This is a genomic window from Bradyrhizobium sacchari, from assembly GCF_002068095.1.
Lineage (GTDB): Bacteria > Pseudomonadota > Alphaproteobacteria > Rhizobiales > Xanthobacteraceae > Bradyrhizobium > Bradyrhizobium sacchari.
The window spans coordinates 19,841-41,462 of sequence record NZ_LWIG01000066.1; the positions used below are offsets into that span (position 1 = coordinate 19,841).

21 protein-coding genes are annotated in these 21,622 nt (G+C 65.2%); 14 read left to right on the forward strand and 7 right to left on the reverse strand.

The window, feature by feature from the left end; all coding sequences use genetic code 11:
- Positions 1-123: 123 nt before the first annotated feature.
- The 5 genes from A5906_RS38530 to A5906_RS38550 all read left to right on the forward strand — a co-directional run bounded on the left by A5906_RS38530 (position 124) and on the right by A5906_RS38550 (position 7,121).
- Complete coding sequence (locus A5906_RS38530; protein WP_080134281.1) at positions 124-1,773, forward strand: ABC transporter ATP-binding protein; 1,650 nt, start codon at positions 124-126, stop codon at positions 1,771-1,773.
- A gap of 212 nt (positions 1,774-1,985) precedes the next feature.
- Positions 1,986-3,491, forward strand: a complete 1,506-nt coding sequence (locus A5906_RS38535) for a M81 family metallopeptidase (RefSeq protein WP_080134280.1) — start codon at positions 1,986-1,988, stop codon at positions 3,489-3,491.
- Between the two features lie 13 nt (positions 3,492-3,504).
- On the forward strand, positions 3,505-4,668 hold the full coding sequence (locus A5906_RS38540; RefSeq protein WP_080134279.1) for a M20 aminoacylase family protein: 1,164 nt from the start codon (positions 3,505-3,507) through the stop codon (positions 4,666-4,668).
- A 2-nt stretch (positions 4,669-4,670) separates the two neighbouring features.
- Positions 4,671-6,092 carry an amidase gene (locus A5906_RS38545; RefSeq protein WP_080134278.1) on the forward strand — a complete coding sequence of 474 codons (1,422 nt, stop codon included), beginning with the start codon at positions 4,671-4,673 and terminating at the stop codon, positions 6,090-6,092.
- Positions 6,093-6,230: 138 nt separating this feature from the next.
- Positions 6,231-7,121 (forward strand): crotonase/enoyl-CoA hydratase family protein, encoded by an 891-nt coding sequence (locus A5906_RS38550; RefSeq protein ID WP_080134277.1) that lies wholly within the window; start codon positions 6,231-6,233, stop codon positions 7,119-7,121.
- 139 nt (positions 7,122-7,260) lie between these two features.
- On the opposite strand, the gene A5906_RS38555 is transcribed toward A5906_RS38550, so the two are convergent.
- The 3 genes from A5906_RS38555 to A5906_RS38565 all read right to left on the reverse strand — a co-directional run bounded on the left by A5906_RS38555 (position 7,261) and on the right by A5906_RS38565 (position 9,690).
- The gene (locus tag A5906_RS38555) at positions 7,261-8,238 is read right to left on the reverse strand and encodes an NADPH:quinone oxidoreductase family protein (protein ID WP_080134276.1); all 978 of its coding nucleotides are present in this window, start codon (positions 8,236-8,238) and stop codon (positions 7,261-7,263) included.
- Positions 8,238-8,846 (reverse strand): 2-hydroxychromene-2-carboxylate isomerase, encoded by a 609-nt coding sequence (locus tag A5906_RS38560; protein ID WP_080134275.1) that lies wholly within the window; start codon positions 8,844-8,846, stop codon positions 8,238-8,240. The genes A5906_RS38555 and A5906_RS38560 overlap by 1 nt, the downstream gene beginning before the upstream one ends.
- Before the next feature lie 142 nt (positions 8,847-8,988).
- A complete protein-coding gene (locus A5906_RS38565; protein WP_080134274.1) occupies positions 8,989-9,690 on the reverse strand; it encodes a glutathione S-transferase N-terminal domain-containing protein in 702 nt (233 codons plus the stop codon).
- Between the two features lie 135 nt (positions 9,691-9,825).
- Between A5906_RS38565 and A5906_RS38570 the strand changes: the two genes are divergently transcribed.
- Positions 9,826-10,848, forward strand: coding sequence for a methionine synthase (locus tag A5906_RS38570; protein ID WP_080134273.1), 1,023 nt, complete (start codon positions 9,826-9,828; stop codon positions 10,846-10,848).
- A gap of 5 nt (positions 10,849-10,853) precedes the next feature.
- A complete protein-coding gene (locus A5906_RS38575; protein WP_080134272.1) occupies positions 10,854-11,081 on the forward strand; it encodes a hypothetical protein in 228 nt (75 codons plus the stop codon).
- On the opposite strand, the gene A5906_RS38580 is transcribed toward A5906_RS38575, so the two are convergent.
- From A5906_RS38580 to A5906_RS38590, 3 genes are all read right to left on the reverse strand, one after another.
- The gene (locus A5906_RS38580; protein ID WP_080134271.1) at positions 11,078-11,695 is read right to left on the reverse strand and encodes a hypothetical protein; all 618 of its coding nucleotides are present in this window, start codon (positions 11,693-11,695) and stop codon (positions 11,078-11,080) included. The genes A5906_RS38575 and A5906_RS38580 overlap by 4 nt on opposite strands.
- Positions 11,696-11,799: 104 nt before the next feature.
- Positions 11,800-12,327 carry a xanthine phosphoribosyltransferase gene (gene gpt / locus A5906_RS38585; protein ID WP_080134386.1) on the reverse strand — a complete coding sequence of 176 codons (528 nt, stop codon included), beginning with the start codon at positions 12,325-12,327 and terminating at the stop codon, positions 11,800-11,802.
- A gap of 37 nt (positions 12,328-12,364) precedes the next feature.
- Positions 12,365-13,102 (reverse strand): competence/damage-inducible protein A, encoded by a 738-nt coding sequence (locus A5906_RS38590; protein WP_080134270.1) that lies wholly within the window; start codon positions 13,100-13,102, stop codon positions 12,365-12,367.
- Between the two features lie 222 nt (positions 13,103-13,324).
- Here A5906_RS38590 and A5906_RS38595 point away from each other — a divergent pair, with 222 nt between their 5' ends.
- The 7 genes from A5906_RS38595 to A5906_RS38625 all read left to right on the forward strand — a co-directional run bounded on the left by A5906_RS38595 (position 13,325) and on the right by A5906_RS38625 (position 20,167).
- Positions 13,325-14,743, forward strand: a complete 1,419-nt coding sequence (locus A5906_RS38595; protein ID WP_080134269.1) for a circularly permuted type 2 ATP-grasp protein — start codon at positions 13,325-13,327, stop codon at positions 14,741-14,743.
- A 4-nt stretch (positions 14,744-14,747) separates the two neighbouring features.
- Entirely contained in the window at positions 14,748-15,692 is a 945-nt protein-coding gene (locus A5906_RS38600; RefSeq protein WP_080134268.1) for an alpha-E domain-containing protein, read from the forward strand.
- A 110-nt stretch (positions 15,693-15,802) separates the two neighbouring features.
- On the forward strand, positions 15,803-16,651 hold the full coding sequence (locus tag A5906_RS38605) for a transglutaminase family protein (RefSeq protein WP_080134267.1): 849 nt from the start codon (positions 15,803-15,805) through the stop codon (positions 16,649-16,651).
- 160 nt (positions 16,652-16,811) lie between these two features.
- Positions 16,812-17,951, forward strand: a complete 1,140-nt coding sequence (locus tag A5906_RS38610) for a flavin-dependent monooxygenase (protein WP_245326602.1) — start codon at positions 16,812-16,814, stop codon at positions 17,949-17,951.
- 53 nt (positions 17,952-18,004) lie between these two features.
- Complete coding sequence (locus tag A5906_RS38615) at positions 18,005-18,412, forward strand: carboxymuconolactone decarboxylase family protein (protein ID WP_080134265.1); 408 nt, start codon at positions 18,005-18,007, stop codon at positions 18,410-18,412.
- Positions 18,413-18,624: 212 nt separating this feature from the next.
- Complete coding sequence (locus tag A5906_RS38620; protein WP_057740901.1) at positions 18,625-19,383, forward strand: proteasome-type protease; 759 nt, start codon at positions 18,625-18,627, stop codon at positions 19,381-19,383.
- A 25-nt stretch (positions 19,384-19,408) separates the two neighbouring features.
- Positions 19,409-20,167 (forward strand): SDR family oxidoreductase, encoded by a 759-nt coding sequence (locus tag A5906_RS38625; protein ID WP_080134264.1) that lies wholly within the window; start codon positions 19,409-19,411, stop codon positions 20,165-20,167.
- Positions 20,168-20,377: 210 nt separating this feature from the next.
- Here the strand turns inward: A5906_RS38625 and A5906_RS38630 are convergent, their stop codons facing one another.
- Positions 20,378-21,616: an MFS transporter gene (locus A5906_RS38630; protein ID WP_080134385.1), complete on the reverse strand. Its 1,239-nt coding sequence runs from the start codon at positions 21,614-21,616 to the stop codon at positions 20,378-20,380.
- Positions 21,617-21,622 lie beyond the last annotated feature (6 nt).

Here is a 21,622-nt window from a genome sequence, read left to right on the forward strand (position 1 = left end):
TTTCGCCGGCCCATCCCCTTGTTCCGTCATTGCGAGCGAAGCGAAGCAATCCAGTCTGCCTCCGCGGAAAGATTCTGGATTGCTTCGTCGCTTCGCTCCTCGCAATGACGACGGAGTGACCTGATGACCAACCCCGTTCTCGACATCAACAACCTCGTCGTCTCCGTCGGCAAGAAGCCGGGCGGTGCCAAGATCATCGACGGCATCTCGATCCAGGTGCGCGAGCGCGAGACGCTGTGCCTCGTCGGCGAAAGCGGCTCGGGCAAGTCGGTGACCTCGCTCACCACGATGGGCCTGCTGCCGAAGGGCACGCTGGTGCCGACCTCCGGCAGCGTCAAGCTGGTCGGCGAAGAGCTGCTCACCGCCACCGATCGCCGCCTGCGCCAGCTCCGCGCGACGCAGATGGCTATGATCTTCCAGGAGCCGATGACCGCCCTCAATCCGGTGGTGCCGGTCGGCCGCCAGATCGACGAGGTGCTGCGCGCCCATACCAAGCTCGACGCGAAGGCGCGCAAGAAGCGCATCCTCGACATGATGGAGCAGGTTCGCCTGCCCCAGGTCGAGCGCATCTTCGCCTCCTACCCGCACCGCCTTTCCGGCGGCCAGCGCCAGCGCATCATGATCGCGATGGCCTTGGTGCTGGAGCCGAAGCTGCTGATCGCGGACGAGCCGACCACCGCACTCGACGTCACCACGCAGAAGCAGATCCTGACCCTGATCCGCGACCTCCAGCGCGATCACGGCACCGCCGTGCTGTTCATCACCCATGACATGGGCGTGGTGGCCGAGATCGCCGACCGTGTCGCGGTGATGCGGCAGGGCCGCCTCGTCGAGACCGGTCCGCTCGAGACCGTGCTGCGCAATCCGACCATGGAGTATACCCGCAACCTGCTCGCATCGGTGCCGAGCCTGGTGCCGCGGCCGCCGCGCGAGGAGAGCCGCGAACCTATCGTGCTGGAGGCCAACGAGCTCAGCAAGGTCTACAAGGAACGCGCGTTGTTCGGCAAAGGCCGCGAGGTCGTCGCCGCCGACAAGGTCACGCTGACGCTGCGCAAGGGCCGCACGCTCGGCATCGTCGGCGAAAGCGGCTCGGGCAAGTCGACGGTGGCGCGCTGTATCGTCCGCCTGATCGACCCGACCTCCGGCGGCGTGCGCCTTGCGGGCCGCGAGATCTCCGACATCTCCCGCCGCCTGCTGCAGCCGCACCGGCAGAAGATCCAGATCGTGTTCCAAGATCCCTACCGCTCGCTCAATCCGCGCGTCAGCGTCGGCGAGAGCATCGCGGAAGGGCCGATCAACTACGGCGTCTCGCATGCCGACGCGATGAAGCGCGCCCGCGAGCTGCTCGAGCTCGTCGGCCTGCCGGCCGATGCGGTCTCGCGCTATCCGCACCAGTTCTCCGGCGGCCAGCGCCAGCGCATCGCGATCGCGCGCGCGCTTGCGCTCGATCCGGACGTGCTGGTCGCGGACGAAGCGGTCTCCGCGCTCGACGTCTCGGTGCAGGCCCAGGTGCTGGAACTGCTCGACGAGATCCAGAAGAGGCTCGGCATCGCCATCCTGTTCATCACCCACGATTTGCGCGTCGCCGCCCAGATCTGCGACGAGGTCGTGGTGATGCAGCACGGCCGCGTCGTCGAACAGGGCCCCGCCGCCGAAGTGCTGACGCATCCGCAGGAGGCCTACACCAAGGCACTGCTGGATGCGGCGCCGGGACGCAACTGGGATTTTGCGAACTTCCGGCCGGTAGCGGAGGGTGTGGCGGCTACGGCTTGATCCGCATATTCCGTCATTGCGAGCGAAGCGAAGCAATCCAGACTGCCGCCGCGGAAAGATTCTGGATTGCTTCGCTTCGCTCGCAATGACGGTGAGCGCCGCAAGCATTCCCAAAACAGCTTGAGGCCATGCGTGGCGCGATTGTCTGCCTTGCTTGCGCTTGCCGCAAAGGCGGGTAACGTCGCGGCATTCTTTGCCCGGGACTGGATTGAATGACACGTATCGCGGTCGGCGGCTTCCTGCACGAGACCAACACCTTCGCGCCGACAAAGGCGACGTTCGCGGACTTCCAGCATGGCGGCGGCTGGCCGGCGATGACTGAAGGTGCCGACGTCCTGAAGGTGATGCGCCGCATCAATGTCGGCCTTGCCGGTTTCGTCGACAGCGCGGAGGCGAACGGCTGGGAACTCATTCCGACCATCGCCTGCGGGGCGAGCCCGTCGGCACATGTCACCAAGGACGCCTTCGAGCGCATCGTGAAGGTGATGGTCGACGGCATCGCGGCCGCGGGCCCGATCGATGCGGTCTATCTCGATTTGCACGGCGCGATGGTCACGGAGCATCTCGACGATGGTGAAGGCGAGATCCTGGCGCGTGTGCGCCGCGTCATCGGCAAGAATGTCCCGCTGGTCGCAAGCCTCGACCTGCACGCTAATGTCACGCCCGCAATGATGGAACATGCGGATGCGCTGATCGCCTACCGCACCTATCCGCATGTCGACATGGCTGACACAGGCCGCGCCTGCGCAAAGCATCTCGCGCTGCTGCTGAAGACGAAGCAGCGTTTCGCAAAGTCGTTCCGGCAATTGCCTTTCCTGATCGCGATCAGCTGGCAATGCACCAATGACTTTCCGACCAAAGGTATCTACGAAGAGCTCGCCGCGTGGGAGAGCGACGCGGTTCCAACCCTTTCTTTCGCGCCCGGCTTCCCTGCCGCCGATTTCCGCGATTGCGGGCCGAGCGTGTTCGCCTATGGCAAGACGCAGGAAGATGCCGACCGTGCGGCCGACGCCATCGTCAAGCTGATCGAAAGCCACGAGGACGATTTCGACGGCAAGATCTGGACGCCCGACGACGGCGTCCGCCACGCCATGGAACTTTCGAAGGGCGCCAGCAAGCCGATCATCATCGCCGACACCCAGGACAATCCCGGCGCCGGCGGCGATTCCGACACCACCGGCATGCTGCGCGCGCTGGTGCGCAACAAGGCCAGCGCTGCGACCGGTGCCATCTATGATCCGGAGTCGGCGAAGGCCGCGCATGCGGCCGGCGTCGGCGCCACCGTGACGCTATCGCTCGGCGGCAAGTCCGGTATTCCCGGCGATGAGCCCTATCGCGAGACCTTCGTCGTCGAAAAGCTCTCCGACGGCCGCTTCATCGCACCCGGCCCCTATTACGGCGGCCGCGAGATGGAGATGGGCCCCTCCGCAGCCTTGCGCATCGGCAACGTCCGGGTCGTCGTCTCCTCGCACAAGGCCCAGCTCGCTGACCAGGCGATGTACCGCTATGTCGGCATCGAGCCGACGCAGGAGAAGATCCTGGTCAACAAGAGCTCGGTGCATTTCCGCGCCGATTTCGAACCGATTGCGGAAAAGCTGATGATCTGCGCCGCGCCGGGCGCGATGCCGGCCGATACCGCCTCGCTGCCCTGGACGCGTCTGCGCCCGGGCATCCGCATCAAGCCGAACGGCCCCGTTTTCAATCCTCCCTCACGCTAACCGGACAGGACACATGCCCACGATCGACCGCATCGACGGCTATGCCGACGAACTCACCGCTATCAGGCGCGACCTCCACGCCCATCCCGAGATCGGCTTCGAGGAAGTGCGCACTTCCGGCATCGTCGCCGACAAGCTGAAGGGCTGGGGCATCGAGGTGCATCGCGGCCTCGGCGGCACCGGCGTGATCGGCGTCATCAAGGGCAAGGGCTCGGGCAGCAAGCGCATTGGCCTCCGCGCCGACATGGACGCACTGCCGATGGAAGAGAACACCAACCTGAAATGGAGCTCGAAGATCCCCGGCCGCTTCCACGGCTGCGGCCACGACGGCCACACCACCATGCTGCTCGGCACCGCGCGCTATCTCGCCGAAACCCGGAACTTCGACGGCACCGTGCATCTGATCTTCCAGCCGGCCGAGGAAGGCCTCGGCGGCGCCCGCGCCATGATCAAGGACGGTCTGTTCGAGAAGTTTCCGTGTGACGAGCTCTACGGCCTGCACAACGCGCCCGACCTCAACCACGGCGAGATCGCGATCCTGCCCGGCCCGGCGATGGCCAGCGCCGATTTCTTCGACCTGCGCATCACCGGCTATGGCGCGCATGGCGCGATGCCCGAGCGTTCCAAGGACGCGGTGATCATCGCAACCACGCTGGCGCAGGCGATCCAGACCATCGTCAGCCGCAACGTCGAGCCGTTGCAGGCCGCGGTGGTGTCGATCACCCAGATCCATGCGGGCTCCGCCTACAACGTCATTCCCGGCGACGCGCATCTTTGCGGCACCATCCGTACCTTCTCGAAGGAAGTCCGCACCCTGGTGAGCGAACGCATCCGAACCATCTGCGCCGGCATCGCAAACGCCTACCAATGCGTCATCGACGTCGACATCCGCGATACCTTCAACGTGCTTGTCAACCAGGTCGAGCAGTCGAAGGTGGTCGAGGACGTCGCGCGCACCGTCGTCGACCCCGCCAAGGTGATCACGCGCACCCAGCCGAAGATGGGCAGCGAGGATTTTGCCGACATGTTGGAGACCATTCCCGGCGCCTATTTCTGGGTCGGCCACGACGGCTCGGTGCCCGTGCACAATCCCGGCTTCGTGCTCGACGACAAGATCCTGCCGATCGGCGCCAGCATGTTCGCCCGCATCATCGAAACGCGCATGCCGGTAGGCTAGCAATGCATAAAAAGAGCGCCGAGGAGGCGGTCACCTCGCTGCACGATCTTTCCGCGGTCGACCTGATCGCGGGCTATCGCGCCAAGCAATTCTCGCCGAGCGAGGTGCTGGAGGACGTGCTCGCGCATGTCGCTGCGTGGGAGCCGCACCTCAAGGCGCTCTATGCATTCGATCCCGAAAGCGCGCGCGAGGCCGCAAAGGCCTCGACCGCGCGCTGGACCGGCGGCGAGCCGTCCGGCGCGCTCGACGGCGTGCCTGTGACGGTGAAGGACAACATCGCGACCAAGGGCGTGCCGGTGCCGCTGGGCGCGGCCAGCGTCAAGCTGGTGCCGGCAGAGAAGGATGCCCCGCCCGCCGCGCGGCTGCGCGAAGCCGGCGCGATCATCTTCGCGAAAACCACCATGCCCGATTACGGCATGCTGTCCTCGGGTCTCTCCAGCTTCCATGCGCTGGCGCGCAATCCCTGGGACCTCAGCAAGAACCCCGGCGGCTCCAGCGCCGGCGCGGGCGCCGCTGCCGCGGCCGGCTATGGTCCCCTGCATCTCGGCACCGATATCGGCGGCTCGGTTCGCCTGCCCGCCGGCTGGTGCGGACTCGTCGGCCTGAAGCCGAGCTTCGGCCGCGTGCCGATCGATCCCACCTATGTCGGCCGCGTCGCCGGCCCCATGACCCGCACCGTCGATGATTGCGCACTGATGATGAGCGCGATCGCAAAGCCCGACCGACGCGACGGCATGAGCCTGCCGGCCGAGCCGCTGAACTGGAAGGGACTGGAGAAGTCGCCGCGAAAGCTGCGCATCGGCCTGATGCTCGATCCCGGCTGCGGCCTGGCGCTGGAGAAGCCGGTGCGCGAGGTCGCGGTGAGGGCCGCGAAGGCATTTGAATCCGCGGGTGCAGTCGTGACGGAAGTCGACGGCATCCTCACCCGCGAGATGCTCGACGGCCTCGACAATTTCTGGCGCGCGCGGATGTGGGACGATCTGTCGAAGCTGACGCCGGGCGAGCAGGCCAAGGTGCTGCCCTACATCTTCAAATGGGGCGAGTCCGGTGCGAAGCTCTCGGGTGTGGATGTCATCCGCGGCTTCAACCAGACCATGGCGATCCGCGCCGCGGCGTCAAAGCTGTTCTGCGAGCTTGACTATGTGATCTCGCCGACCGCGCCGAACGTGAACTATCCGGCGGAGTGGGCCTCACCGACCAACGATCCCATGAAGCCGTTCGAGCACATCGCCTATACCGTGCCGTGGAATATGTCGGAGAATCCGGCCGTCTCCGTCAATGGCGGCTTCGACGCCAAGGGTTTTCCAATCGGCGTGCAGATCGTCGGCCGCCGCTTCGACGACATCGGCGTGCTCGGCATGGCCAAGGCGTTCGAAGGCCTGCGCGGCGCACAGAAACCCTGGCCGAAGCCACCGGCTCGTTGAGCACGCATCCAGCGTCTCAGCACAAATCGTCATGCGCGGGCTCGACCCGCGCATCCATCCTCTTCAAAAAAGATGGATTGCCGGGTCGAGCCCGGCAATGACAGAATTGATTCAAGAATGACAGGGAAGGAAACCACCATGGCGTATGAGACGATCAAATATGAGGTCTCAGAGCAGATCCTCACCATCACGCTGAACCGGCCCGACAAGCTCAACGCCTTCAACGCGCAGATGCAAGCAGAGCTGATCGACGCGTTCGACGCCGCCGACAAGGACGACAATGTCCGCGCCATCATCGTCACCGGCGCCGGCCGCGGCTTTTGCGCGGGCGCCGATCTCTCCTCCGGCGCCGATACCTTCGACCGCGACGCGCGGCGCGGGCCGGTGAAGCGCTTCGCCGACGGCAAGGTCGATTACAGCGATCCGCAGGTGCGCGACGGCGGCGGCCAGGTGACCTTGCGCATCTTCAAGTGCCTCAAGCCCGTGATCGCGGCGGTGAACGGCCCTGCGGTCGGCATCGGCGTCACCATGCAGCTCGCGATGGACATCCGCATTGCCTCGGAGGCCGCGCGCTTCGGCTTCGTGTTCTCCCAGCGCGGCATCGTGCCGGAGGCCGCCTCGAGCTGGTTCCTGCCGCGCATCGTCGGCATCTCGCAGGCGCTGGAATGGTGCTATTCGGGCCGCGTCTTCCCGGCGCAGGAAGCGCTCGCCGGCCGCCTCGTCAGCAAGGTCGTCCCGCCCGACGATCTCTTGCCGACCGCTCGCGAATTGGCAAAAGAGTTCGCGGCCAAGACCGCGCCGGTGTCGGTGGCGCTGATCCGCCAGATGATGTGGCGCATGATGGGCGCCGACGATCCCATGGAAGCGCACAAGGTCGATAGCCGCGGCATCTACGCCCGCGGCCGCTCGGACGACGTCAAGGAAGGCGTGGTGTCGTTCCTGGAGAAGCGTCCCGCGCAGTTCAAGAACAAGGTGTCGACGGACATGCCGGACTATTTCCCGTGGTGGACGGAGCGGGAGTACAAGTGACGCGAAGCGTCATCCCGGGGCGATGCGAAGCATCGAACTATGGTGCGCACTTTCGCACCTGAGGATCTCGAGATTCTTTGGTGCGCAATTGCGCACCAGAGTTCGCCCTTTGGGCGCCCCGGAATGACTGTGGTGGAGGTCACTCCATCACCAGCGCCACGCGTCCGATCGCCTTGCGATCGATCAATAGCCGCATCGCCTTCGCAAACTCCGCTAGCGGCAGTCGGTGCGAGACGTTCGGGCGCAGCTTGCCCTCCTCCGCCCACCGCAAGAGCGCCTTCAGGCGCACTTCGCCGAGCGCGGGGTTTTTCCGTGCCGCCTCGCCGGCGCGCACGCCGAGAACGCTGGCGCCCTTGATCAGCAGCAGGTTGGTCTTCGCCGAGCCGATGCCGCCGGTGAAGCCGATCACCAAGAGGCGCGCGCCCCAGGCGATGCAGCGCATCGAGTTCTCGAACACCTCGCCGCCCACTGGGTCGAACACGACGTCGGCGCCGCGGCCGTTGGTGATGCGCTTGACGGCGTCGCGAAACGGCTCGCGATCGTAGCGGATGAGATGATCGGCACCGCGCGATTTCGCGATCGCGAGCTTGTCGTCGCTGGAGGCCGTTGCGATCACGGTCGCGCCCAGCAACTTGCCGATCTCGACGGCGGCAAGGCCGACGCCGCCGCCGGCGCCGTGCACCAGCAGCACCTCGCCCGGCTCGACCCGGCCGCGATCGATCAGCGCGTGATAGGCCGTGCCGTGACCGGCGAGATAGGTCGCAGCTTCCGCATAGTCGAAGGTGGACGGCTTAGGGGTGAGTTGCGACGGCGTCACCACGGCCTCGTCGGTAAACGCGCCATGGCGCATCTTGACGATGACTTTGTCCCCGACGGCGACGCCCCTCGCCTCCGCGCCCAATTCAGTCACGTCGCCGGCAGCCTCCATGCCGGGCGTGAACGGCAGCTCGGGCTTGAGCTGATATTCGCCGGCCGCCATCAGCACGTCGGGAAAATTGAGCCCAGCGGCGCGGATCGCGACGCGGACCTCGCCCGGCTTCAGGGCGCGCGACGGAAACTCCTCCAACCCCAAGGTCTCGGGCGCACCAAGCGCGCGGCAGACGACAGCGCGCACCATCAGGCCGCGCTCGCCTTGTTGCGCTCAAGGGCCTCGCGGATCAGCGGCAAGCGGTCATTGCCGAAATACATGTCGGTCTTGTTGACAAAAATCGTCGGCGAACCGAAGCCGCCGCGCGCCACGACCTCTTCGGTGTTGGCCTTGAGCTGGTCCTTGATGCCCTGCTCGGAGATGCCGGCAAAGAATTTCTGCTCATCGATGCCGACCTTGCTGCAGATCCCGGCCAGCACCGCGTCCTGCGAGATATCCTTGTCCTCGCCCCAATAGGTCTCAAACACGGCGGTCGCGAACGGCACCGTGTCCGCACCCAACCAGATGCAGCCGCGCATCGCCTTGACGCTGTTCACCGGAAACACCGTCGGCGGCATCTTGATCGACAGGCCCGCCGAGCGCGCCCAATCGGCGAGGTCCTTTTTCATGTAGCGCGCCTTCAGCGGCACCGGCTTCTCGCGCTGTGCATAGACGCTCGGATTGACGGTGTTGAAGATGCCGCCGACCAGGATCGGTCGCCAGACGATCCCGGCACCGCACTCCCTGGCCAGCGGCTGGATGTTGTGGAAGGCGAGATAGGTCCAGGGGCTGGAACAGTCGAAGAAGAATTCGATCATGGCGTTTTCCTTGTGTCTCGTGTGTCCCGCTCTCTCACCCGTCATTGCGAGCGAAGCGAAGCAATCCAGAGATGCATCCGTGGAAACAGCCTGGATTGCTTCGTCGCAAGGGCTCCTCGCAATGACGGTTGTGGCGAACAGCCTACCGCTTTCCCAACACTTCCTTCGCACGCTGGCCGAACATGATCTTGCGTGATTCCTCGTCGAACGGCTCTTTCACGAATTTTCCGATCGCAAGCCCGGCCTGCACCTGCGGCCGCGCCCGAACCTCGGCGTACCAGCGTTTCACGCTCGGATAGTCGTCGAGCGTAAAGCCCTGCGCCTTGTGGGTCATGGTCCAGGGAAAACAGGCGATGTCGGCGATGGAATAGTCGCCGGCGACATAGGCGCCGGTCTTGGCCAACTGCCGGTCGAGCACGCCGTAGAGCCGCGCCGCCTCGTCGCGATAGCGCTCGATCGCGTAAGGGATCTTCTCGGCCGCATAAAGCGCGAAATGGCCGTGCTGGCCGAGCATCGGCCCCAGGCCCGCCATCTGCCACATCACCCACTGGATGGTGGTGGAGCGCCCGCGCAAATCGCTGGCCAAGAAACGACCGGTCTTCTCCGCGAGATAGATCAGGATCGCGCCGGTCTCGAACGCCGAGAACGGCGCGCCGCCGTCGGCCGGCTCATGATCGACGATCGCGGGGATCCGGTTGTTCGGGGAGAGCGCCAGAAATTCAGGGCTGAACTGCTCGCCGGCGCGGATATTCACGGGGATCACCTTATAGGGAAGCCCGAGTTCCTCCAGCATGACCGAGATTTTCCAGCCATTCGGCGTCGGTGCGTAATAGAGGTCGATCATGACCTTTCCATTGACCTTTCCTTTTGCGCCTTCCCTGTCGCCGCCGCTGGAATAGAGAGCGACTTTCGTTGTTCTGTACCTCGACGTTAGGACATGGCAGGAAGGGGCGCAACTGAACCTGCCGGGAGAGCCGCCATGATGTTTCCAACCACGATCGCCGGCTCCTTGCCGAAACCGGAATGGCTCGCCGAGCCCAACATGCTCTGGGCGCCCTGGAAGTCCCAAGGCGACGAGCTCGCCCGCGCCAAGCGTGACGCGACGCTGATCTGGCTGAAGATCCAGGAGGACGCCGGCATCGACATCGTCACCGAGGGCGAGCAGGCCCGGCAGCATTTCGTGCACGGTTTTCTGGAGAAGATCGAGGGCATCGATTTCGCCCACAAGGTCGAGATGGGCATCCGCAAGGACCGCTACAAGGCAATGGTGCCGCAGGTGGTCGCGCCGCTCCGGCTGAAGGACCGCGTCCATGCCTTCGAGGCGCGCGTCGCGCGCACGCATACGAAGAAGAAGCTGAAATTCACCCTGCCCGGCCCGATGACCATCATCGACACCATTGCCGACCGCTATTATGGCGACCGCGTCAAGATGGCGTTCGCCTTCGCCGAGCTCTTGAACGAAGAAGCCAAGGCGCTGCAGGCCGACGGCGTCGATCTCGTGCAGTTCGACGAGCCCGCCTTCAACGTCTACATGGACGAGGTCAACGACTGGGGCATCAAGGCGCTGGAGCGCGCCGCGCAGGGCCTCACCTGCGCCACCGCCGTGCACATCTGCTACGGCTATGGGATCAAGGCCAACACGGACTGGAAGGAGACGCTCGGCGCGCAATGGCGGCAGTATGAGCAGATCTTCCCCGCGATCGACGCGAGTCCGATCCAGCAGGTCGCGATCGAGTGCCGCAATTCGAAAGTGCCGCTCGACCTGCTCGCGCTCCTGAAGACCAAGATCGTGCAGGCCGGCGTGATCGATGTCGCCAGCGATACGGTCGAGACCGCCGAGGACGTCGTCAAGGTGATCGACGCGGTGTCGAAATTCGTTCCCAAGAGCAACATCATCGCCACCACCAATTGCGGCATGGCGCCGATGCGGCGCGAGATCGCCGAAGCCAAGCTGATGGCGCTCGGCGCCGGCGCGGCGCTGGCGCGCGAAAGGCTCTCGTAGCGGCGATGATCCGGCCGGCAATCCTCGCCGCGGCAGTCGTTGCGACCGCGGCTTCGGCGCGCGCGGAGGACCGCTCCGTGCTCGTCAATTGCAAGGCGATGGTCGAACGGGCATCGACGGATGCGCATGCCGCGAGCGAAGCCGAGCTGACCCGCTGCCGACAGGTGATCCGCGAATGGGCGCTGCGCGATGCCCGGATGACCGTCGATGAAGAAGGCAAGTCGCTGCGCTAGCTGCGCGCCGTCGGATGCAGCACCGGCTGATATCCGGCGATGATCGCACGCAGCGTGGACGGCGGCGTCAGCAACATCGGACGATCGAGGGCGGGTGCATGCGGGGCGTAGCCCGCGAACGACCACCGCAACGCCTTGCCCTGCGTCACCAGAAAGCTCTCGTCACCCTGCTGCACCATTGCGCCATCAGGCAATTGCGCGAGCGGCATCGGCAATTCGTGCAGCCGTTTCCTGCCACGATCGAGCCGCTCCTGATGCAGAACGACATCCATTGCCTTCGCGCTGATGCCGCTCACACCATTGCCCTTCTCCCACGCGGCGCGAAAGCGCTTGGCATCGTCGCGGCGGCAAAAGAAGCAGGGCCGGTGCCCGGCCGCAAAGGCGGTGGCCTCGTCGAGGAAGAACAGCTCGGTCCAGCTCCGACGCGCCATCACCGGCCGCCGCCATCCCCGGAATTCGCATAGGCAGGTGATCCACGCCGATGTCGACCAGCGCTTCTTCAGCAGCGTCTTCGTCGCGGGATCATGGATGATGCCGCGGTTGCCGGTGAACATCCCGCGATGCGGCGTCGCGATGACGTCGCCGGTCGGCGTGACGCGGTTTTGCAGAGGCATGGCCGCCTCCGCCCGTCATTGCGAGCGAAGCGAAGCAATCCAGAAATGCATCCGCGCAAACAGTCTGGATTGCTTCGTCGCTTCGCTCCTCGCAACGACGGCGATCACGCCGCCCCGTCGCGCAGCGGCGGGTGGTAGGACAGCGCGGTGTCCCAGGGGAAGAAGATCCAGGTGTCCTGCGACACCTCGGTGATGAAGGTGTCGACCAGCGGACGTCCCATCGGCTTGGCGTACACGGTAGCGAAATGTGCGTCGGGCAGCATCTCGCGCACCATCCTGCCGGTCTTGCCGGTGTCGACGAGGTCGTCGACGATCAGAAGCCCCTTGCCGGTGCCGCCGCCGAGCTTCATCGCCGCCTCGGAAATGCCCTTGAGCACCTGCAGCTCGCCCTGCTTGTTGTGGTCGTAGCTCGCAATGCAGACCGTATCGATCACGCGCACGCCGAGCTCGCGCGCGACGATCGCGGCCGGCACCAGGCCGCCGCGGGTGATCGCGATGACCGCGTGGAACGGACCGACCTCGTTGAGCCGCCAAGTCAGCGCCCGGCAATCCCGGTGGAACTGGTCCCACGAGACCGGAAAGGCCTTGCCCGCCCGCTCCTGCGCACTCAGTTCCGGTGCTTCACCCGCCATCGTCGTCTCCTGCCATTCGTCCGCCGGCAACTTGGTGCTAGCGGGTGATGTTCAATCCCGCCAGCATTTCCTTCACTGCGGCCATCGCCGCCGCGAGCTTGTCGGCATCGCGCGATCGCACCACCAGGTTGGTGTTTGGCTTCTGCTCCTCGTCCATGAAGGGATAGCTGCCGATGATGGTGTCGGGATGGGCGGCGGCGATCGCCCGCAGCGGGCTGCCGATGTCACCCTCCCGCGCATTGGCCCGAACCGATTCGGAGAGCATGCGCACGCCCGATTTCAGCTTGGGCGAGACGATGTCCATCATCGCCTGCATGATCGAGGGCACGCCGGCCATCACGATGACATTGCCGATCTTGAAGCCGGGGGCGAGGATGGTGGCGCTCTGGATCAGCTCGGCCCCATCGGGGATGCGGGCCATGCGCAGGCGGGCCTCGTTGAGGTCCTGCTCGCTCCAGCGCTCGCGGAAGCGGGCGACCACCTCCGGGTGATGGTCGATGCCGACGCCGAAGGCCTTGGCGACGCTGTCGGCGGTGATGTCGTCATGGGTCGGCCCGATGCCGCCGGTGGTGAAGACGTAGGTGTAGCGATGCCGCAGTGCATTCAACGCGGCGATGATGTCGGCCTCGTCGTCGGAGACGACACGGACTTCCTTCAGGTCGATGCCGATATTGGTCAGATATTCGGCGATGAAGCCGATATTCTTGTCCTTGGTCCGGCCCGACAGGATTTCGTCCCCAATGACCAGAATGCCCGCCGTGACGATCTCGCTCATAAACTCTGTCCCTCACCTGTGGCACCGACTTTGCCGAGGTAACGCGTTGAAGTCACGCGGTTTTGCTGCCGAAATAAGCAGTCCTCAGCCATTTTTTCAGGCAAGCCGCCGTCCGTCCCCGCTAAATCCTGCCAGTCCATGCTTATCGCGCTGGCCCGGCCCTTGCTACCACATGAAAGTCATGCACTCTTGCCGCATGGCCAGGGAGACAAGTCGGGATCTATGGCAGTCGCGTTTGATGAAATGAATATTCCCGGCGGGGACCTTCGCCCCGCCTACCAGGAGCTGGCGCGCTGGCTCAAGGAGACGCCTCCGGAGGCGCTCGAATATCGCCGCCAGGAAGCCGAGCTCCTGTTTCGCCGGATCGGCATTACCTTCGCGGTCTACGGCGACTCCGAATCCACCGAACGCCTGATCCCGTTCGACGTGATCCCGAGGATCATGTCCGCCAAGGAATGGGCGCTGCTGGAGAAGGGCCTGAAGCAGCGCGTGAAGGCGCTGAACATGTTCCTGCGCGACATCTATCATGGTCGCGACATCCTCCGCGCCGAGGTTGTCCCCGACGATCTGATCTTCCAGAATCCGGTCTTCCGCCCCGAGATGAACGGTCAGCAGGTGCCGCACGACGTCTACGTGCACATCGCCGGCATCGACATCGTCCGGGTCGACGCCGAGGACTTCATTGTGCTGGAGGACAATGCGCGCACGCCCTCCGGCGTGTCCTACATGCTGGAGAACCGCGAGATCATGATGCGGCTGTTTCCGGACCTGTTCGCCCGCCACAGGGTGGCGCCGGTCGAGCGCTATCCGGACGAGCTGCTCGCGGCCTTGCGCTCGGTCGCGCCGCAAAGCGCATCCGGCGAGCCGACGGTCGCCCTGCTGACGCCGGGCGTCTACAACTCCGCCTATTACGAGCACTCGTTCTTGGCCGACAAGCTCGGCATCGAGCTGGTCGAGGGCCGCGACCTCATCGTCAAGAACAATGAAGTGTTCATGCGGACGACCGAGGGTGTGAAGCGGGTCGATGTGATCTACCGCCGCGTCGACGACGATTTCCTCGATCCCCTCACCTTCCGCCCCGACTCCGTGCTCGGCGTGCCCGGGCTGATGTCGGCCTATGCGGCCGGCAACATCACGCTCGCCAATGCCGTCGGCACCGGCATCGCCGACGACAAGGCGATCTACTCCTACATGCCGGACATCGTGAAGTTCTATCTCAGCGAGGAGCCGATCCTGAAGAACGTGCCGACCTGGCGCTGCCGCGAGCCGAAGGACCTCGCCTATGTGCTGGACAATCTCGGCGAGCTCGTCGTCAAGGAGGTGCACGGCTCCGGCGGCTACGGCATGCTGATCGGCCCGGCCGCGACCAAGGCGACCATCGAGGCCTTCCGCGAGAAGCTCAAGCGCGAGCCGGAAGGTTTTATCGCCCAGCCGACGCTGGCGCTCTCGACCTGCCCGACCTGCACGGCGTCGGGCCTTGCCCCGCGCCACGTCGACCTTCGCCCCTTCGTGCTCACCGGCAGCAAGAGCACCACGATCGTGCCGGGCGGCCTCACCCGCGTCGCACTGAAGGAAGGCTCCCTGGTGGTGAATTCGAGCCAGGGCGGCGGCACCAAAGACACCTGGATTCTGGACGAGTAGAGAGATGCTGTCGCGTACCGCCGAAAACCTCTACTGGCTCGCCCGCTATGTCGAACGGGCCGAATATCTCGCGCGCACCATCGATGCGACGCTGCGCGTCACCGCGCTTCCCGCCGCCTATATCGGCAAGACCAACGAATGGGACTCGGCGCTGCTCACGGCCGGCGTCGCCGCGAGCTTCTATCAGACCTATGAGGAAGCCAACGAGCACAACGTCGTGGAGTACCTCTCGTTCTCGCCGAACAACCCGTCCTCGATCCGGAACTGCATCGAGGCGGCGCGGCTGAACTCGCGCTCGGTGCGCACCGCGCTCACCAGCGAGATGTGGGACACCATCAACTCGGCCTGGATCGAGCTGCAGGCGGTCTGGAGCAAGGGCACCTCGACGCGCGAGGACCTCGCCAAATTCCTGCGCTTCGTGCAGGAGACCTCGCTGCGCTTCGACGGCTCGGCCTACCGGACCATGCTGCGGAACGACGCCTACTGGTTCTCGCGCATGGGCGTGCATCTCGAGCGCGCCGACAATACCGCCCGCATCCTCGACGTGAAGTACCATGTGCTCTTGCCTGAGGAAGAGCATGTCGGCGGGCCGCTCGACTTCTACCAGTGGAGCTCGATCCTGCGCTCGGTCTCAGCACTGACGGCCTATCACTGGGTCTATCGCGAGACGCTGAAGCCGTGGCTGATCGCGGATCTGTTGATCCTCAACGACACGCTGCCGCGCTCGCTCGCCAGCTGCTATGGCAATCTCGTGCGCAACCTCGACCAGATCGGCGTTGCCTATGGCCGCCAGGGTCCGGCCCAGCGCCACGCCCGCGGCATCCGCAACCGGCTGGAACACAGCAATATGAACGACATTTTCCAGCATGGCGTGCATGAATTCATTCAGGAATTCATTGCGGACAATTCCAGGCTGGGCGAAATCATCACGAAGCAGTATTTGATCTGATAGACGCCGTCATTCCGGGATGGTCCGAAGGATCAGACCGGAATCTCGAGATTCCGGGTTCGATGCTGGCGCATCGCTCCGGAGTGACGACGCCAGAACAATGGTCCACCATGCGCCTGCGAATCCAGCACACCACGACCTATCGCTACGAGCCGCCGGCCACCAGCGTGATCCAGATCCTGCGCATGACGCCGTGCAGCCATGACGGACAATATGTGGCGGAGTGGCAGATCGACGTCTCCACGGACACCAGACTCGACACCCATGAGGACGCCTTCGGCAACGTCACCCATGTGCTGTCCTGCGGGCCCGTCGGCGACATCAGGATCACCGCCGAAGGGCTGATCGAGACCCACGACACCGGCGGCGTGCTGCGCGGCGCCGACGAGCGCTTTCCGGCCGGCATGTTCTTGCGCGCCACCGACCTCACCTCGGTGAATCCGGCGATGGCGGCGGTCGCACGGCAGCTGCGCAGCGAGGCCGAGAGCGACACGCTCGGCTTCCTGCACACGCTGATGAGCGAGATCAGCGACCACATGACCTTCGACGAGGACCCGACCAACAGCGGCACCTCGGCGGCGGAGGCGTTCGCGCTCAAGCGCGGCGTCTGCCAGGACTACGCGCACATCTTCATCGCCTGCGCCCGCACCGGCGGCGTGCCGGCACGCTTCGTCTCCGGCCACTTCTTGCGCTCCGACGGCACGGTGCATCAGGATGCCGGCCATGCCTGGGCGGAGGCCTATGTCCCCGACCTCGGCTGGGTCGGCTTCGATCCCGCCAACTGCATCTGCACCACCGATGCCCATGTCCGCGTCGCCATCGGCCTCGATTATCTCGGGGCGGCCCCCGTGCGCGGCACCCGCTATGGCGGCGGCGCGGAGACGCTGACAGTCGCGGTCAAGGTCGAACAGGCCGGCCGCGGCGGCCAATCGCAATCGCAGTCCCAGCGCCAGAGCTAGCAGCGTTACAGCCGTAACCGACGACCGCCGCGTTGAAGCCGCGCCGTAGCATTGTCTGTTCAACCTCCGTTGCGATCCGTTCCCGCAACAGAGGTTGAGACAGATGCGGCTTCAAGAAAGACTCAGCGACCACTTCGCACTGCGCGATCCCCACAAAGCCATGCTTGTGGGCATCCGGGAATTGGCACCCGAGATCACGGCACGCACCGCAGAGATCGAAGCTGCACGCCGCATCCCGCCCGACCTCGTGGAACGGCTGCGATCGATCGGGATCTTTCGCATGTTCGTCCCGCGGAGCGAAGGCGGACTGGAGCTCGATTTTCCCGCCGGACTGGAGGTCATCAAGGCGCTCGCCCGTCTCGACGGCTCGATCGGCTGGATCGCGGTTGTCGCCGGAGCCAGCAGCCTCTTCGTCGCAGCCTCACCCGCGGAACTGTACAAGCGCATCTATCAGGACGGACCTGATACTGCGATCTGCGGCTCATCCCAGCCGGGTGGAACGGCAGAACGCGTGTCGGGCGGCTATCGGGTCAAGGGCCGTTGGCCGTTCGCCAGCGGTTGCACGCATGCCGACTGGATCGGCGGGTTCTGCATCGTCACCGAAAACGGCAAACCGATCCCCGGCCCACAGGGCAAGCCGCTGCTTCGCGTCGTTGCGCTGCCGGCGCGCGACTGGGACGTCGAGGACACCTGGCACGCGGCGGGGCTCAAGGGCACCGGCAGCCATCACGTCACGCTACGGGAGACGCTGGTTCCCGAGGCCAATTTCTTCGATCTCGAGGCCGCCCCGCGTCAGTCGGGTCCGCTTTATCAAGCACTACGGCAATGGCTGCCGTTGCTTCACGGCGCGTTCTCGGTGGGCCTCGCCGAGGGCATGGTCGATGACCTGCTCGCGCTGGCGCATACAGGGCGGCAGCAATTATATGCGGCGGTCCCGATGCGGGAGTCCGAGACTTTCCAGTACGAACTCGGCCGGATCTCCGCCGACCTCGGCGCCGCGCAGGGCTTTCACGAGGTCCAGGTTGCCGGCCATTGGCGCCACGCGCAGTCCGGCACGCTGAACAACGAAGACCTCGTGATCGAAGGGGCTCGATCGGCGACCTGGCTCGCCACGACCTGCGTCGGCATCGCGGATGCCTGTTTCGCGCTGGCCGGAAGCAGCGCGGTCTACGACACATCGCCGCTGCAGCGGCGCCTGCGCGACATTCACGTCGCAGCCCAGCACGCCCATGCGCAGCAGCGGCAGTATGTCGACGTCGGCAAGCTCGCCTTGCGCCGCTCGGCCGAGGATGCCGCCTGAGCGCATCAGCCGTGCTAAACTCGCGGGATCAGACCCGATCCCGCGAGGCCCTCATGGCAACTGTAAAACTGCTTTCGGACGACGAACTCTCCAGCGAGGTGCGCGCCGTTTTCGACGACATCCGCAAGGTGCGGCAGTCCGATTTCATCAACAATTTCTGGCGCGCGCTGGCGCATGATCCCAAGACGCTGCGGCGGACCTGGGACAGCCTCAAGGAGGTGATGGCGCCGGGCGCGCTCGATCCCAAGGTCAAGGAAATGCTCTATGTCGCGGTATCGGTCGCGCATGGCTGCAGCTATTGCATCCATTCGCACACTGCGAGCGCCCGGGCCAAGGGCATGACCGCGGCCGAATATGGCGAGTTGCTCGCCATCGTCGGCATGGCCGCGGAGACCAACCGGCTGGTCACGGCCCTCGGCGTCCCCGTCGATGCGGCGTTTCTGGTCGATAGCGCGGATTGAGGTGGGAAAGCCAAGCCGTTCCGTCCCGTCATTCCGGGGCGCGCGCCGCGCGAGCCCGGAATACATCGGACGGCAAGGTTAGTGGATGAATGGATTCCGGGCTCGCGACTTCCTCGCGCCCCGGAATGACGACCCTTTCCGCGGGAATCGGGGGTTTCATGCTTCCCTGAAATTCGCTAGTAATTCCGCGCAAACGCGTTCGGGGACTGGAAATGACCTATTGCTGCGGAATCCTGGTTCGGGACGGTCTGGTGATGATCGCCGATACCCGCACCAATGCCGGCCTCGACAACGTCTCGACCTTCCGCAAGCTGCATATCTTCTCCAAGCCCGGCGACCGCATCATGGCGATCGCCAGCGCCGGCAACCTCGCCATCAGCCAGTCGGTGCTGTCCACGCTGACCGAAGGCCTCGAGGACCCCAATACGGGCGAGATCGAGACGCTGATGAACGCGCCGACCATGTTCCAGGCCGCCCAGCGCATCGGCCGGGCGATCCGGGCGGTGCATGCGACCGAAGGCCCGGCGCTGAAGTCAGAGGACGTCTCCTTCGACGTCTCCTTCCTGTTCGGCGGCCAGATCAAGGGCGCGCGCATGCGCCTGTTCATGGTCTACACCGCCGGCAATTTCATCGAGTGCACGACGGATACGCCTTACCTGCAGATCGGCGAGCACAAATACGGCAAGCCGGTGCTCGACCGCGCCATGCATTACGACGTCGAGCTCTACGAGGCGCTGAAGACCGGCCTGATCTCGATGGACTCGACCATGCGGTCCAATCTCGGCGTCGGCCTGCCGATTGATGTCCTGGTGGTGCGCACGGACGCCTGCGAGGCCGATCTCAACCACCGCATCGAGGCGGGCGAGCCCTATTTCCACGATCTGCGCTCGCGCTGGTCGGCGGCCTTACGCGCCGCGCATCAGAACATCCCGCGCCCGCCCTATAAGAACGAAAAAGAACCCAAAACCTGACAGCTTAAGAGAAGAGGCAGGAACGATGAGTGAAGCAAAAAAAATCGCAGTGGTTACGGGCGCCGGCACCGGTGTCGGGCGCGCGGCGTCGCTGGCGCTGATGAATACCGGCTTCACCGTGGTGCTGGTCGGACGCCGAATTGAGATGCTCGAGGAAACCGCAAAGCTCGGCCCCGCGGGGAAGAGCCTCTGTATCACCGCCGACATGACCAAGCCGGACCAGATCGCCGCGCTGTTCGACAAGGTGAAGGCGACCTATGGCCGCCTCGACGTGCTCTTCAACAATGCCGGCATGGGCGCACCCGCCGTGAACTTCGAGGACCTCAGCCTCGAGCAGTGGCAGGCGGTGGTGAACACCAACCTCACCGCCCCGTTCCTGTGCACCCAGCACGCCTTCCGCATCATGAAGGACCAGAGCCCGCGCGGCGGCCGCATCATCAACAACGGCTCGATCTCGGCGCATGCGCCGCGGCCGTTCTCTGCCGCCTACACCTCGACCAAGCACGCCATCACCGGCCTCACCAAGGCCTCAAACCTCGACGGCCGCATGTACGACATCGCGGTCGGCCAGGTCGACATCGGCAATGCCGCGACCCCGATGACCGACCGCATGGTCAACGGCCCCGGCGTGCTGCAGCCCGACGGCACCACCAAGCACGAGCCGCGCATGGACGCCAAGGCGGTCGGCGATGCCGTCGCCTACATGGCCGGCCTGCCGCTCGATGCCAACGTGCTGACCATGACTGTCATGGCGACCAAGATGCCGTTCGTCGGACGGGGTTGAACAGAAAACTGCGAAAACAACCCCATGCACAGTAGGCGTCAAGTGGCGCCTGCTGCTGCTCGGCTGCGGGGGTGACGTGACCTAAGTCACCACGCTATCTCAACAATCGTCATTGCGAGCGCAGCGAAGCAATCCAGGCTGCCTCCGCGGCGAGATTCTGGATTGCTTCGTCGCAAGAGCTCCTCGTAATGACGTGGAGGGAGCGGGGGCCTACTCCAAGCTCTCCACCTGCCGCAGGGTCGGAAACAGTTTCATCCACAACAGCGCCACCGCGACCGTGCAGATGCCGCCGAGCACGGCGGCGGGCATGGTGCCGAACAGTGCCGCCGTGAGCCCGCTCTCGAACTGGCCGAGCTGGTTGGAGGCGTTGATGAACAGGAAATTCACCGCGCCCACACGGCCGCGCATCTCGTCCGGCGTCGACAGCTGCACCAGCGAGAAGCGGATCACGACGCTGATCGTGTCGGCCGCGCCGAGGATCGCGAGCGACAGCACCGACAGCCACATCCAGGACGACAGCGCGAACACGATCGTGGCAAGGCCGAACACGATCACGGCCTGGAACATGCGCAGGCCCACATGGCGCGAGATGGCGTGGCGCGCCAGCACCATGGTCATCAGCAGCGCGCCGACCGCAGGCGCGGCACGGAGCACACCGAGACCCACCGGGCCGGTCTGCAGAATGTCGCGGGCATAGATCGGCAAGAGCGCGGTGACGCCGCCGAACAGCACCGCGAACAGATCGAGCGAGATGGTGCCGAGGATCGCGGGATTGCTGCGGATGAAGCGGACCCCGGCGAAGATATTGTCCGCATCGTCCATGTCCTTGGCCACCGCCTGCGGACGCGGCCGGATGAAGCCGGTAAGGATCATCCCCACGATCCAGAACAGCAGCATCACGGCATAGGCGAGATGCGGCGCGATCGCGTAGGCGAAACCGCCAAGCGCGGGACCGGTGATGGTCGCGACCTGCCCCGCACCGCTCGCGACCGCCGTGGCGCGCTGGAGCGATCCCTGCGGCGCGATCAGCGGCAGCAGCGCGGCGGTGGTCGGGCTCTCGAACGCGCCGGCGATGCCGAGCACGAAGGTCGCGATGAAGATCTGCACCTCGCTGACCGCGCCGAGATAGGTGATGACGCCGAGATAAAGCGCCGTCAGGGCTTCCACGAGCTGGCAGAGCTGGACCACACGCTTGCGCTCGAAACGGTCGGCGGCGTGGCCGGCGACGAACACGAGCAGCGCCGTCGGCAGGAACTGCACGAGCCCGACCATCCCGAGGTCGAAGGCCGAGCCGGTGAGATCGTAGATCTGCCAGCCGATCGCGACCGCGGCGATCTGGCTGGAGAAGCGCGACAGGCTGCGCGAGAGCAGGAAGTACAGGAAGGCGCGGTGGGCGAGGAGCGCGCCGGCGCTGACCGGCGGATTTTGGGATATTGGCTGCTCTGGCATCGCCTT